Below are 13,569 nucleotides of genomic sequence, written 5' to 3'. Positions count from 1 at the left end.
AAAAATTTATTTTTTGGTTATTTATCGCACAAAAGTAAGTAATTTTTTACAAATAAACATACTTTTTACAAAAAACTTTTCAACTTTTTTTTGAAAAAAACCATCAGTAGTAAGTTAAAACTCTTACTATCAGTTGTTTATAGCTGTTATTAGTTAGAATTTAACCCTTAACAATAACCATTAATAAGGTACATCATCATCACTATTGCCCCCAAAAGCCTCCTGTGGCGACCCTGTAGGTAATGGTGCAAAATTTACCTCACCACTACCCGTATTCATACGCGAACCAAACTCTTGCGTAGCATAAGGCAATGCCGTAAATTCATCCAAATTAGAGAATTTACCCAATGCCCCCTCAAATTTCAAGCGAATATTATCCAAACCTCCATTACGGTGTTTCGCCACTATAAATTCAGCCTGTCCCGAAGTAGGTGTTTGCGACTCATCATCCCAAACCTCTATCTTGTAATATTCAGGACGATAAATAAACGAAACAATATCAGCGTCCTGCTCTATAGCCCCCGATTCTCGCAAATCCGACAATTGCGGACGTTTATGACCGCTACTTTGGCGCGTTTCCACACCACGCGACAACTGCGAAAGCGCAATTACAGGAATATCAAGCTCCTTAGCCAAAGCCTTCAAGTTACGCGAAATCGTAGAAATCTCCTGTTCCCTATTCCCAACACCCTTACTACCAGCTGTCATTAGCTGCAAATAATCTATAATAATAAGTTTGATACCAAATTGTGTTGAAAGACGTCTCGCCTTAGCACGAAGGTCAAAAATAGAAATAGAAGGTGTATCATCTATATACAAAGGCGCTTTCTGCAAATCCTTCACTCGGTTGCTCAAAATTTCCCACTCAGCATCCTCCAGTTTCCCCGTACGCAATTTCTCCGAAGTAAGTCCCGTTTCCGAAGATATCAAACGAGTAATTAGCTGTACTGACGACATTTCCAGCGAAAAGAAAGCCACAGGAATCTGTTGTCCCACCGCAATATTGCGCGCCATAGTAAGTGTCAGCGCCGTTTTCCCCATCGCAGGGCGCGCTGCAATTATAATAAGGTCACTCGCCTGCCAGCCCGATGTTAGCAAGTCCAGCTTCGTAAAGCCCGTTTGTATACCACTGAAACCATCAGTCTTGTTTGCCAAATCCTGAATCTTCTTCAAAGCTTTAGTAACCAAATCACTAGCCGATTCGCTTGAACGTTTCAGGTTACCCTGTGTAACTTCATACAGCTTCTGTTCAGCGTTATCCAACGAGTCAAACACATCCACAGTGTCGTCATACGCCTCCTCAATAATATTAGCAGCAATTTCAATCAATTTCCGTTTGATGAATTTTTGCAGCACAATACGCGCGTGAAACTGCACGTGAGCCGATGACGATACCCGTTGCGTAAGGTTGATAAGGTAAAGTTCACCCCCCACAGCCTCCAAGTTACCCATCTTGCGCAATTGGTTTGTTACCGTCCGCAAGTCAATAGCCTCCGATTGTGTGAAAAGCTCAAACATAGCCTGATAAATAAGCTGATGCGCTTTAGTGTAAAACACCTCAGGGTTAAGGATATCAATCACATCATCTACCCCCTTTTTGTCAATTAGCATAGCGCCCAGTATTACCTCCTCAGTATCAATATCCTGCGGAGGTATTTTACCACGCTCAATGGTAGGTGTAGTGGTAGGTGTAAAATTGTTAGTACGCTCATTCATAGGTACTAAGCTCGGTACATTAGCAATGTTGTTAGTCTCATTCATAGCCGCAAAGGTACAAAATAAAGTTCAATTATTAACTATAGTTTCGCTGATAATATCTTTCTAGCGAAGTCTGTATCTCTTTTTATCCGCTGGCGCAAGCTTGCAGCTTGTGCCCAATTCAAAATTCAAAATTCAAAATTCACTCACCACTCCCACAAGTCCTACCCGTCCCAAAAGTCTCACAAGACCTACATTCTATGTTAATATCCAAATTTTAAAAGGTATTTTTTTGATTTTTTTTTGTATTTTAGAACAAATTTTTGAGCAAAACATCACCTATAGCCTAATTTATTTAAGCTATTATTTCATTGTTATTCAAATATTTAAGAGTATTAATACACTCTTTTTTCTCCTATGCTATGGTAGCATATTTATATATGTCTACATAAGGGGTTCCTCTCTTGATTACTGCAAAAGCAATATTTACAAGTTTAAACTTTATGTTATTGCTTATCAGCAAAATATGCTTCCCTTGCTCTTTCTTCTTCTCAAAATATGCCTTTATTTGAGAGTTATATTTTTTAGCCGACTGAACCGCCATACTCAGCAAAGCCTTAACTTTTTTATTTGCAAAATGATTTACTTGAGTCTTTCCTCTTACCGACTTTCCCGAGCTATGTTCAAAGGGCGCTATTCCCGAATAGCAAGCAAATTTACGGCTATTTTTAAATTTAGTAAAGTTATGAGTAATCATTACTAAATAAGCCGAAATTATAGTACCAATTCCCTTTATACTCTTCAATAAATCGCGATTCTTTTTCAATTCAGGATGCTCTTTAAAAACCCTTTCTATTTCATTTTCAATAGCTTTTAGACTATTTTTAAGAGCAACTCTTGTTTGTTGATTTATTTTTTGAACACTCTCATAAGCCTTGCTATTTACCCGTCCTTCATTCTCTTGGGTCATTTTCAAACTTGTTATTGACTTTTGTATTTTTTCCCTTTCAGCAAAGAGAAGTTTAAGTTCCTGTATGGCTTCATCCGTTACCTTTGAAAGCACTATTTTATCAATATTTCTCAAGGCATAAAGAGCAATCATTTTAGCATCGGTTTTGTCATCTTTACCTCTAGTAATACCTTTAGATTTATTGATTTCAAGAGCTGAAACCTCACTATAATAAGCATTTAGCTCAGAGAGCACTTCACCTAATTTGATTGAATACACCCCTGTATTTTCAAAACAAATAAGCGTTTGAGTCAGGTTATAACCTAACCTTTCCAAATCCTTCACAATAGATTTAATGTTTTTAGGTTTATAGTCAATTACTTTTGAACCTAATACATTGCCATTTTTATCCACATAACAAATATCTAATTTGTCTTTGGATACATCGATCCCTGTAAAAAGAACATAGTTTTTCATTTTCTAAATATGATTATTGATATTAAAAATAAGCCTTTGCTTCTAAAGTCTTTATTAGACCCTAACGTCTACCATTCTATTTAAAAATAAGGCTTTAAATCAAAGAATTGGCAGAGGACTAATGTGCGACATAAGACGTTATCTTAACCCGTCCTCCTAGTTCACCTCTGTTGCTTCTTTGAAATATAAAAATACTATTTTTCTTTTATATATAGGATATTATATTCAAAAATATTTTATAACTTTGCATTTCAAATCAATTCCAGCCCTGATTGTTCAAGTCTTTATTTTACCATTCTATTTTGAAAATCAGGGTATTCAAAGAACGGGCAGAGGCAGAATGAACAGACTTTTATTCTCCTCTGCTTTTCTTTGAAAATAACTTCTTATTTTCAGGGTGCAAAGTAAAGACCCGTCCCACCAATTCAAAATTCAAAATTCAAAATTCAAAATTCTTCTCAGCGAAGGTTTAGCGAAGGATGAGCGAAGGATAAGCGAAGGAAAGTCGGCGAGCTGGCACAGCCGAGTATGTGACGAAGGTTTAGCGAAGGATAAAAGCCTCCCAGCAAGAAAAACACAATTCATAATTCATAATTCAAAATTATTTCATATCTTTGCAGAGTTTAATCACTAACAGCAATAACGAATAATAGAAAATGAATATATTACGATTTATTACAGCAGGAAGCGTAGATGACGGTAAAAGTACTCTTATAGGGCGATTACTCTATGATAGCAAAAGTATCTTAGCCGACCAGTTAGAAGCTCTTGAACAACAATCTAAAAACAAAAATGAAGATGGGATAGACCTTGCCATCCTCACCGATGGGCTCCGTGCCGAACGAGAACAAGGCATTACCATTGATGTAGCTTATCGCTATTTTGCAACCCCAAAACGCAAATTTATCATTGCCGATGCACCTGGGCATACCCAGTATACCCGAAATATGATAACAGGAGCTTCCAATTCGCAGCTTATTGTCATTTTAGTAGATGCCCGCAATGGTATTACCGAGCAAACACGCCGTCATTCCATTATCGCTTCACTGCTCAATATCCCCGAAGTAGTAGTAGCTGTCAATAAAATGGATTTAGTAGGCTATTCAGAAGAAACTTTCAACTCAATTAAAAACGAATATCAACAAATCGCAACACATTTAGGGCTTAAAAGTGTTCATTACTTCCCTATTTCAGCTTTTGTAGGCGATAATATCGTCAATACAACCCAAGCAATGGCTTGGTATAAGGGAAAATCACTTTTAGATTTCTTAGAAACAGTAGAAATCAACCCTCATAGCTATACACAGCCTCGCTTTCAAGTGCAATACGTCATACGCCCTCAAACAGAAGCCCTCCACGACTATCGAGGCTATGCAGGCGAAATCATTTCAGGCACTTATCGTAAAGGCGATGCCATTGTAGTACTTCCCGAAGGTATTAGTACCACTATCAGCAAGATAGAGCATAATGGTAAAGAGGTGTCAGAGGCGAAGGCAGGAACCCCCGTAGTAATACATATTGATGACGATATCGATATTTCGAGAGGAGATTACCTCGTGAGTGAAGCCACTCAGCCTGTTCAAAATCAAGAAGTAGAAGCCATAGTATGCTGGATGGATAAACGCTCCCTTAGCGAAGGCAACAAATACCTATTGCAACAGCGCAGCCGCTTGGTGAGAGTTATTGTAAAAGAAATTATTTACAAGATAGATGTAAATACACTTCAGCAACAAGACGAAGCAGAAAGTATAAAACTCAACGAAATAGCCAAAATACGCCTAAAAGCAGCAGCCCCTTTAGTATACGACCCCTTTGCCGAAAATCCACCTATGGGAAGTGCCATACTGATAGACGAAACCAGCAACGCCACCGTAGGAGCCCTAATGCTACAATAATATTTTTGTAGCATATAATTACCTAAATATCAAATAGTAAAATAGAAAAATGAATGCAAGAGTTGTTACTACAGAAGAAATACCTATACCAACAGTTACCAATACTGAAGGAAATGATGAGTTTTTAACAGCAATAGAAAATTTGAGCGGAGCTTTAGGAACACCAAAAGAATTTCTTCAAAAATTGAATACTTTAAATGAAGATGATTGGAAAAATGATATATGTAAAGGAATATTAGAAAAGTATTATGAAGAAGATATTTATTGATACTAATATAGCTTTAGATTTACTATTTGAAAACGCACTCTATTCCAATTTTAAAGATAAAGAAGATGGTTATCAATACTTTACTGCTAAAGAATACGATATTCCTATTGTAGTAACGCGCAACGTAAAGGATTTTGTAGTAGATGATATATCGGTACTAACCCCCGAACAATTCCTTTCAATGTACAGAACAAATTAAATATTGCCTAATCATTAGATTGTAAAATAGAAAAATGAATATAGTAGAATTAAATACTACCTTAGTAGAAGATAATATCGCATATCAAGAAAAACTTGATATAGACGATATAGAAATTACGCCACTTGCTAAAATGCTAACGGGTATTTTAACAAGAAACTCTACTGACAATACTGAAAAGCGAGATATATCAGTTATAACCGATGCTCAGTCTGTTGAAAAAGAAGAGTATGATATAGAAATTACACCGCTTGCAAAAATGCTAACAGGTATTTTAGGTACTGAAGAAGAGCTTATTCAAAAAATAAAAGCCTCTGATGATGAGGATTGGAAAAAGGAATATTACATATATCATTTAAGAAAATAAAATATGAAAATTTTTGTAGATGCGAATGTTGTATTAGATATGTTGCTAAAAAGAAAGTATTACAAAAATGCGCAAATGATATTTTCATTAACCGAAGAAAGAAAAATAAAATCTTATTTATCAACACTTTCATTTGCTATTATTACCTATCAACTTTCAAAAGAATATAACCAAAAAGAGTGTGTAAATATATTGAAATATCTTTATCAAATTTTTAGAGCTTTACCTTTTAGTAAGCAAGCACTTGAAAACGCACTCTATTCCAATTTTAAAGATATAGAAGATGGGTATCAATACTTTACTGCTAAAGAATACGGTATTCCTATTGTAGTAACACGCAATGTAAAGGATTTTGTAGTAGATGATATATCGGTACTAACCCCCGAACAATTCCTTTCAATGTACAGAACAAATTAACAAATTAATTATATGACAAAAAATACATTAACCTCAGAACAAGCTATGGCTCTTGAAGATAAGTACGGAGCTCATAACTATCATCCGCTGCCAGTAGTGCTTAGCAAAGGACAAGGGGTATACGTGTGGGACGTAGAAGGCAAACGCTATTACGATTTTCTATCTTCCTACTCCGCAGTCAATCAAGGGCATTGCCACCCGCGTATTATCAAAGCACTTACCGAGCAAGCTCAAACACTTACACTTACCTCACGTGCTTTCTACAACGATAAGCTTGGACTCTACGAAAAGTATATTACCGAATATTTCGGTTTTGAGAAAGTATTGCCAATGAATACAGGAGCCGAAGCAGTAGAAACAGCCATCAAAATATGTCGCAAATGGGCATACGAACAAAAAGGAGTGCCCGAAAGTGCGGCTATTATCATCGTATGCGACCAAAACTTCCACGGGCGCACCACTACAGTAGTTTCTTTTTCATCGGATAAGAATGCTCGTTCTAACTTCGGACCTTACACACCTGGTTTCGTATCCGTACCCTATAACAACCTGCCCGCCTTAGAAAAAGTACTTGCCGAAAATCCTACCACTGTAGCGGGCTTTTTGGTAGAGCCTATACAAGGAGAAGCGGGCGTATATGTGCCTTCTGAAGGTTACCTAAGCAAAGCTAAAGCCTTGTGCGAAAAGTACAACGCTCTTTTCATAGCCGATGAAGTACAAACAGGCGTAGCGCGTACAGGAAAACGTTTAGCCGTAGACCACGAAAACGTAAAACCCGATATTTTAGTTCTTGGTAAAGCTCTTAGTGGGGGCGTATACCCAGTGAGTGCCGTTCTCGCCGATAATAGCATTATGCACGTTATAAAAGCAGGACAACACGGTAGTACCTTTGGCGGAAATCCATTAGCTGCAGCAGTGGCTATAGAAGCCTTGCAAGTAGTAAAAGATGAGCAGTTAGCCGAAAACGCAGCACGTTTGGGCGAAATTTTCCGCAAAGAACTCAGTGATTATATCAAAACTTCTAATGTCGCTACTTTAGTACGAGGTAAAGGATTGCTGAATGCTGTAGTTATCAACGATACCGAAGATAGTGATACAGCGTGGAATATCTGCCTAAGAATGCGCGATAAAGGCTTGCTTGCCAAACCTACTCACGGCAATATTATCAGGTTTGCACCTCCATTAGTAATGAATGAACAGCAGCTAAAAGACTGCCTATCTATTATCATCAGTACCCTAAAAGAATTTGAGGCTTAGTTGCCCCGCTGGTGCAAGCTTGTTGCTTGTGCTTTTTATGCAACCTCCTAATCACTATTTTTAACCATTAACCATCAATAATTAAACATTATTTTATATCTTTGCCATCAGAAAAACGTAAAACATTAATTTTAAAAAGATGTATAATTTATTAAAAGGAAAAAAAGGTATTATCTTCGGCGCTTTAGACGAAAACTCAATAGCTTCGAAAACCGCCGAACGTGTACACGAAGAAGGTGGTAAGTTTGTGCTTACTAATGCTCCTGTGGCAATGCGTATGGGGCAAATAAAAAACTTAGCCGAAAAAACAGGCTCTGAAATTATCCCTGCCGATGCTACCAATATGGAAGATTTAGAAAACTTGGTAACCAAAGCTATGGAAATATTGGGCGGTAAGTTAGATTTTGTATTGCACTCTATCGGTATGTCGGTAAATGTGCGCAAAAACATTCCTTACACCGAATCCAACTACGTAAATACCGAAAAAGGTTGGGACGTATCAGCACTTTCATTCCACAAAGTATGTCAAGTGCTTTACAGAAATGATGCGATGAATGAGTGGGGAAGCATCGTAGCTCTTACTTATATGGCTGCACAACGCACTTTCCCCGACTATAACGATATGGCTGATAACAAGGCTTATTTAGAGTCTGTAGCGCGTAGTTTTGGCTACTTCTTCGGTAAAGATAAAAAGGTGCGTGTAAACACCATTTCGCAATCACCTACGCCTACTACTGCTGGGCAAGGAGTGAAAGGATTTAGCGGCTTTATTGCCTATGCCGATGCTATGTCGCCATTAGGAAACGCTTCAGCTCAAGATTGCGCCGATTATACCGTTAGCCTCTTCTCCGACCTTACTCGTAAGGTAACTATGCAAAATCTTTACCACGATGGTGGTTTCTCCAACACTGGAGTAAGCAACGAGGTTATTCAACGTTTTAGCTAATTGGCTAACAGACAATTTACCAATGAAATATCTTTTGATTTTTTTGGTACGTTTTTATCAAGTGGTGGTTTCTCCTCTGAAACCACCTTCTTGTCGTTATACCCCTACCTGTTCGCAATACGCCCTTGAAGCTCTTAAAAAATATGGTGCTTTTAAAGGAGGCTGGCTGGCTATAAAACGCATCAGTAGCTGCCACCCTTGGGGCGGAAGTGGTTACGACCCTGTACCTTAGTGGCAATAAATAGATACAATTTACTAATTGAAGAAAAATATGATTTGGGAGAACTTACTTTCACTCAATAAATACGGCGACACTACCACACGACCTCGCCTTAAAGAAGATGAAACGCGCCTTAGCTTTGATATGGACTACGATAGGGTGGTGTTTTCAAGTGCTTTCCGCAGCTTGCAAGATAAAACACAAGTAATCCCGCTTTCCAAAACGGGTTTTGTTCATACACGCCTAACGCATAGTATTGAAGTATCAGTAGTAGGGCGTAGTTTAGGACGTAGCGTAGGAAAGCATTTGCTTGCTAAATACCCTCACTTGCGCGAATTAGGCTATCAAACTAACGATTTTGGAGCTATTGTAGCAGCCGCTGCGGTAGCTCACGATATTGGTAATCCACCCTTCGGGCATAGTGGCGAAAAAGCCATAGGTGAGTTCTTTCAGTATAAAAAAGGAGCCGACCTTAAAAGTCTGCTTACAGCAAAACAATACGCCGACTTGTGTAACTTTGAAGGGAACGCCAATGGCTTTAGAATATTGAATGAAACACGTATGGGAGTAGAAGGTGGTTTGCGCCTTACGTATGCTACTTTAGGTGCTTTTACCAAGTATCCTAAAGAATCATTGCCTGTGCAGCCTACTGATAATGTAGAGGATAAAAAATATGGATTTTTTCAAGAGGATAAAGCGTTCTTTAAGGAGGTTGCCGAAAGTTTAGGTCTCAAATCGAATAGCAATAATGAGGATTTGCGCTATGCACGGCATCCATTAGCATTTTTAGTAGAAGCAGCCGATGATATATGCTATACTATTATTGATTTTGAAGATGGTATCAATTTAGGACTAATACCCGAATCTTTAGCTTTAGAATATATGGAGGGTATTATTCAGGAGCGAATAAATCGCAACAAATACGAGCAACTACAAACTAAAGAGGAACGAATAGCTTATTTGCGCGCTGTAGCTATAGGTACGCTTATACAAGAAGCTACAGATATTTTCTTAGCCAATGAAGCGGCTATTTTACAGGGAGATTTTCATCAGTCACTTTTGAAATTAAGCCAGTATAAAGCACAAATTGACAAAATCATTAGTTATAGTGTACAACATATTTATCAATCAGATGAGGTTGTAGAAAAGGAAGTGCAGGGTTATGTAATTTTACAGCACTTGTTAGATATATTTTTTACCGCAATTATCAATGAAGAAAAAGGAAAAGTTACCTCATTTGATAAATTATTACTTAAAAAACTACCTGAAAAATATCATCAAAAAGGTACATTATATCAAAAAGTGATGGCAATAACCTGCTATATTGCAAGTCTTACCGATAGCAAAGCAGTAGAATTGCACCTAAAAACAGCAAGTAGTAGTAAAAATATTTAAAATGTAAGTTGTTGATAATCAGTTGTAGTGTTGTAAAAATGAAAAAAAAATAAAAAAAAGTTGTCAAAAAATTTGCAGGTAATGAAAAAAGTAGTACCTTTGCAACCGCAATGAAGAAATGAATTGCACAGTTTAATGGGTCTGGTAGTTCAGTTGGTTAGAATACATGCCTGTCACGCATGGGGTCGCGGGTTCGAGTCCCGTCCAGACCGCAATTAAAATTTAGTTGTGTTGTTTTGTGTAAATATTTTTACACGGGTTTATAGTAAACCGATGAAAGCTTTCCTTTTTAAGGAGAGCTTTCTTTTTTTTATATATGTTATAAGGTAGGAAACTAACTACCACTTGAATTGTACCAAAAATTCGTGTGAATTACGTGATTGTAAATTGAGGTGAGTTTGGAAATAGCTTTCAAAACCATACCCTATGGAAACATAGTAATCAGGAAGGTTGAATAGTAGGTAGATACTTGCAGCTTTGGCAGTACGGTAGGTAATTCCCAATTCAGCACGTTCTACAAAATTAGCAGCAATGGTAAGGTCGGTAGAAGGAGTACGACCTTCAGCTAAACACATCTGTAAGCGTGGTTTGATAGTGAAATCAGGAGCGACGCGCCAAAAATATCCTCCCATAATATAATAGTAAGTAGTTTCAGCCATTGAAGTCATTACTTCATTATCAATATGCACGTGTTTAGAAGATAACATATTAGGCATTGAAAATCCTATATAAAAATTAGGATGGTCATAATATAGTCCTGTTCCAAAATTAGTTTGAAACTCTCCTGAAATAGTCTGCAAATAAGAGTTGTAATAATATGTGGGGTGCATACGATTGCCATTGGGGTAGTATGAATTGTATAATTGGTTGTAATGCCCCATTTCGCTACCATCAATATTAAAAACATCACCACCAAATTTTACGCCGCCTATAAGGTTAGAATTGTAGGTAATAGGGATAGCATACGATAAGTCAGCATAAATACCCGCTTGTTTTTGTATAAACACTTTGTTATTGGCTATAGAAACGCCCAATCCTACACGTTGCGACAGCTTGTGAGTAGTAAAGAAGGTTTGTGTAAGAGGCGCTTCTATCATATCGCGAAACTGATTGCGAATATCTACAGATACAGTATGCCCCATTTCCAACCCCACTACCGCAGGGTTTACCAAATTGGCGTGCTGATGATAAAAAATATAAGTAGCATCGGTGCTTTGTGCTATCACACTTCCTATAGATAGCATTGCAGCAAAAAGTAATATTTTCTTCATTATTTTTATAGTTGAAAAGAAGTTTTATTCGGGAGTTGCTTTCCATTGGTGTATGAATTTAGAATAGCCATACACAAAAGCTAAGGTACCTAACAGCATCACGTAACTCACGGGAGTAGCTGTAGGAAGCAGTTGTTTTGATTCAAACAATAATAATAGCGAAAATAATGCAGGGGCAAATACAATCAGAGAAAAGTTAATACCTATAGCTATAAAGTTTTTAGGTAGTTTTCCTAATGAAACTGTGGTGAGGGCTATTACAGCAAAGGCTGTAAATATATACAAATACCCTATAGCATCGTAGCTTGTTATAATAGATATAAACACTGAAAAGAAAGCCAAAACCAGTGCCAATACGTGTGAGAATACAATTCCTAGTAGGAACGCCCGTAGGCTCGTAACACGCACGCAAAACACTATAAGTGCTACAAATAAGGTAGGTAATAAGAAATAGTTTCCTAATAGGAAAGGTGAGAGTATTAAAGCATCTTCATAGGCATCTTCTACATTTTTTATAAGGTAATGGTCTGAGCCCCACATATCATCGTAATAACTATCTTCATCAGCCTCTTTTTCTTCTTCTAAATAATTGCTTTTTAGCTCAGTTATATAGCTTTCGGGGTATTTAAGCCGGATAGATACTTTTTCGCCCATTACAAACGATATAAAGAAAGTAGTAGAGGCAAATATAATTACAAAGTATTGAACAAACTGCCCAAAGAGCTTATGCGGATTGCTAGGGTAGAAGTGCTTAAAAGCATTGTTTTTATTTAGTTGAGTGAGCCACCCCACTAATAAGAGTATACTAAAAACAAGATTTAGCAAAAAGGGATATCCAAAATAACTACCAAAAATCCTAAAGTAGCTCGTTTTTAATTCTTGCTCATTTATGCTGAAAAAGCCTATTACGAAGAACAGCAAATGTATTACTGCTGCAGCACTTATCATCCATACCAATTTAGTATTCCAAATTGATGGATAACGCTCTAAAAGATATTGATTTATTTTTTTCATTTTTCTATTGGTTCATAAAGAAACGCCTTGTAGAAGACGATATGTTACGTATATAAGTAAGCGTGATACCTGCATTGCCAAGAGCCTGTAGTAGTTGCGAAAAATCAGTATTGGGGCGGAAATAGGCTACATAGTTACCTCCATTGTACTGCAGCTTTTCAAGAGCAAAACTTTTGAATACTGCCAATAATTCTTCTCGGCTATTAGGAGTTTCTATTTCTACAATCAATTGTGTTGGAGTGCTCTCATTGAGATTCTCGTCCCTATTTTCTTTATATTCTCCTTTTCGCAAGAAAATTACTTTATCAGATACTTTTTCTACCTCAAATAACTGTTGTGAACTCAGTATCAATGCTATTGGGTTAGCAACCGAGTTGGCAATCATCTTTAGGTCTTGCAATATAGTTTGCTGTGCCAAAACGTCTAAGTTTCCTAAAGGCTCGTCTAATAGCAGTAATTCAGGCTGGCGCAATAAGGTACGCGCTAGCTCAAAACGCATTTTATACCCTGATGAAAGCGCATCCCAAGTGAGGTGCTTATATTGCCATAAGCCTAAGCGTGCAATCATTAAGAGGGTGCGCAGCTCATTTTCTTCAGCAGGAACACCATAGTTAGCCAATGCAAATTTGAGATTATCCTTTAAACTACCATACCATCGTTCGGTGCGCTGAGGTATATAAGCCAACTTAGTGCGCAGCTCGTAGTCGTTTTTAGGAGCTCGCAGGAAGTAGTAGGTAAGTTTGCCACTATCATAAGCTAAATCATAGGCTAAAAGTCTTAACAAAGTTGTTTTACCATTGCCGTTTTCGCCCACTAAGCCATATACCTGACCCTTGCGAATCGTAAGCGAAATAGGACCTAATGAGAAGAAAGCACCATATTTTTTTTGTAAGTTTTCAGCCTTTAGCACAGGGTGTTGTGTAGCTACTTCTTTCACCGAGCATTTGGCTACCTGCTCAAGTAGTTCGGTAGCTTTTTCGGCAAGTGTAGTTACTTCGTTGGGGTGTTGCTCTTTCCATTCCACCAAAGTAATAGCCTTTTGGTAAAACTCCATTCGTTGCGTATCGGCTACACAATCCAGCAGTTTTCTGAAGGCAATAGCAGTGTCATTATTCTGAAAACACTGTAGGGTTTCGGCTACGCGCTCTTGATGTTTAGTCATTATACAAGTATCTTGTGTTATATCATTTGCAAAG

14 protein-coding genes and 1 tRNA gene are annotated in these 13,569 nt (G+C 37.5%); 10 read left to right on the top strand and 5 right to left on the bottom strand.

Annotation, left to right across the window (positions count from 1 at the left end):
• Positions 1-180 precede the first annotated feature (180 nt).
• Both dnaB and J4N46_RS11300 read right to left on the bottom strand, forming a co-directional pair.
• A complete protein-coding gene (gene dnaB, locus J4N46_RS11305) occupies positions 181-1,761 on the bottom strand; it encodes a replicative DNA helicase (RefSeq protein WP_009416809.1) in 1,581 nt (526 codons plus the stop codon).
• Positions 1,762-2,113: 352 nt separating this feature from the next.
• A complete protein-coding gene (locus J4N46_RS11300; protein ID WP_208059380.1) occupies positions 2,114-3,124 on the bottom strand; it encodes an IS110 family RNA-guided transposase in 1,011 nt (336 codons plus the stop codon).
• A gap of 656 nt (positions 3,125-3,780) precedes the next feature.
• On the opposite strand from J4N46_RS11300, the gene J4N46_RS11295 reads away from it, so the two are divergent.
• The 10 genes from J4N46_RS11295 (at position 3,781) to J4N46_RS11250 (ending at position 10,300) form a co-directional block, all read left to right on the top strand.
• Positions 3,781-5,019, top strand: a complete 1,239-nt coding sequence (locus J4N46_RS11295) for a sulfate adenylyltransferase subunit 1 (RefSeq protein ID WP_208059379.1) — start codon at positions 3,781-3,783, stop codon at positions 5,017-5,019.
• A gap of 49 nt (positions 5,020-5,068) precedes the next feature.
• Positions 5,069-5,287, top strand: a complete 219-nt coding sequence (locus J4N46_RS11290) for a hypothetical protein (RefSeq protein WP_208059378.1) — start codon at positions 5,069-5,071, stop codon at positions 5,285-5,287.
• Positions 5,268-5,486 (top strand): PIN domain-containing protein, encoded by a 219-nt coding sequence (locus J4N46_RS11285; protein WP_208059377.1) that lies wholly within the window; start codon positions 5,268-5,270, stop codon positions 5,484-5,486. Before J4N46_RS11290 ends, J4N46_RS11285 begins: the two co-directional genes overlap by 20 nt.
• Positions 5,487-5,520: 34 nt before the next feature.
• Complete coding sequence (locus J4N46_RS11280) at positions 5,521-5,853, top strand: hypothetical protein (RefSeq protein ID WP_208059376.1); 333 nt, start codon at positions 5,521-5,523, stop codon at positions 5,851-5,853.
• 3 nt (positions 5,854-5,856) lie between these two features.
• Positions 5,857-6,270: a type II toxin-antitoxin system VapC family toxin gene (locus J4N46_RS11275; protein ID WP_208059375.1), complete on the top strand. Its 414-nt coding sequence runs from the start codon at positions 5,857-5,859 to the stop codon at positions 6,268-6,270.
• Between the two features lie 12 nt (positions 6,271-6,282).
• Positions 6,283-7,527, top strand: a complete 1,245-nt coding sequence (gene rocD / locus J4N46_RS11270; RefSeq protein WP_208059374.1) for an ornithine--oxo-acid transaminase — start codon at positions 6,283-6,285, stop codon at positions 7,525-7,527.
• 139 nt (positions 7,528-7,666) lie between these two features.
• Complete coding sequence (locus J4N46_RS11265; RefSeq protein ID WP_208059373.1) at positions 7,667-8,473, top strand: enoyl-ACP reductase FabI; 807 nt, start codon at positions 7,667-7,669, stop codon at positions 8,471-8,473.
• Between the two features lie 22 nt (positions 8,474-8,495).
• Positions 8,496-8,705, top strand: coding sequence for a membrane protein insertion efficiency factor YidD (gene yidD, locus J4N46_RS11260; protein WP_009751382.1), 210 nt, complete (start codon positions 8,496-8,498; stop codon positions 8,703-8,705).
• Between the two features lie 39 nt (positions 8,706-8,744).
• Entirely contained in the window at positions 8,745-10,088 is a 1,344-nt protein-coding gene (gene dgt / locus J4N46_RS11255; protein WP_208059372.1) for a dGTP triphosphohydrolase, read from the top strand.
• Between the two features lie 138 nt (positions 10,089-10,226).
• Positions 10,227-10,300 (top strand) — tRNA-Asp (locus J4N46_RS11250).
• Between the two features lie 126 nt (positions 10,301-10,426).
• On the opposite strand, the gene J4N46_RS11245 is transcribed toward J4N46_RS11250, so the two are convergent.
• The 3 genes from J4N46_RS11245 to J4N46_RS11235 are packed head-to-tail and all read right to left on the bottom strand — an operon-like array spanning position 10,427 to position 13,535.
• Positions 10,427-11,359: a PorP/SprF family type IX secretion system membrane protein gene (locus tag J4N46_RS11245; RefSeq protein ID WP_208059371.1), complete on the bottom strand. Its 933-nt coding sequence runs from the start codon at positions 11,357-11,359 to the stop codon at positions 10,427-10,429.
• 24 nt (positions 11,360-11,383) lie between these two features.
• Positions 11,384-12,373 carry a hypothetical protein gene (locus J4N46_RS11240; RefSeq protein WP_208059370.1) on the bottom strand — a complete coding sequence of 330 codons (990 nt, stop codon included), beginning with the start codon at positions 12,371-12,373 and terminating at the stop codon, positions 11,384-11,386.
• A 4-nt stretch (positions 12,374-12,377) separates the two neighbouring features.
• A complete protein-coding gene (locus tag J4N46_RS11235) occupies positions 12,378-13,535 on the bottom strand; it encodes an ATP-binding cassette domain-containing protein (RefSeq protein ID WP_208059369.1) in 1,158 nt (385 codons plus the stop codon).
• Positions 13,536-13,569 lie beyond the last annotated feature (34 nt).

The sequence above is a fragment of the Capnocytophaga bilenii genome, from assembly GCF_017565765.1.
GTDB classification, from domain to species: Bacteria; Bacteroidota; Bacteroidia; order Flavobacteriales; family Flavobacteriaceae; genus Capnocytophaga; species Capnocytophaga bilenii.
The sequence above is the reverse complement of the archived record's forward strand: the minus strand, read 5'-3'. Positions and strand labels throughout refer to the sequence as shown.

Bases quoted from the DNA above. Each gene is read 5' to 3' on its own strand.
- J4N46_RS11245 (WP_208059371.1), bottom strand. From the start codon at position 11,359: ATGAAGAAAATATTACTTTTTGCTGCAATGCTATCTATAGGAAGTGTG.
- J4N46_RS11295 (WP_208059379.1), top strand. From the start codon at position 3,781: ATGAATATATTACGATTTATTACAGCAGGAAGCGTAGATGACGGTAAA.
- dgt (WP_208059372.1), top strand. From the start codon at position 8,745: ATGATTTGGGAGAACTTACTTTCACTCAATAAATACGGCGACACTACC.
- yidD (WP_009751382.1), top strand. From the start codon at position 8,496: ATGAAATATCTTTTGATTTTTTTGGTACGTTTTTATCAAGTGGTGGTT.
- J4N46_RS11235 (WP_208059369.1), bottom strand. From the start codon at position 13,535: ATGACTAAACATCAAGAGCGCGTAGCCGAAACCCTACAGTGTTTTCAG.
- dnaB (WP_009416809.1), bottom strand. From the start codon at position 1,761: ATGAATGAGACTAACAACATTGCTAATGTACCGAGCTTAGTACCTATG.
- J4N46_RS11240 (WP_208059370.1), bottom strand. From the start codon at position 12,373: ATGAAAAAAATAAATCAATATCTTTTAGAGCGTTATCCATCAATTTGG.
- J4N46_RS11280 (WP_208059376.1), top strand. From the start codon at position 5,521: ATGAATATAGTAGAATTAAATACTACCTTAGTAGAAGATAATATCGCA.
- J4N46_RS11300 (WP_208059380.1), bottom strand. From the start codon at position 3,124: ATGAAAAACTATGTTCTTTTTACAGGGATCGATGTATCCAAAGACAAA.
- J4N46_RS11290 (WP_208059378.1), top strand. From the start codon at position 5,069: ATGAATGCAAGAGTTGTTACTACAGAAGAAATACCTATACCAACAGTT.
- J4N46_RS11275 (WP_208059375.1), top strand. From the start codon at position 5,857: ATGAAAATTTTTGTAGATGCGAATGTTGTATTAGATATGTTGCTAAAA.
- J4N46_RS11285 (WP_208059377.1), top strand. From the start codon at position 5,268: ATGAAGAAGATATTTATTGATACTAATATAGCTTTAGATTTACTATTT.
- rocD (WP_208059374.1), top strand. From the start codon at position 6,283: ATGACAAAAAATACATTAACCTCAGAACAAGCTATGGCTCTTGAAGAT.
- J4N46_RS11265 (WP_208059373.1), top strand. From the start codon at position 7,667: ATGTATAATTTATTAAAAGGAAAAAAAGGTATTATCTTCGGCGCTTTA.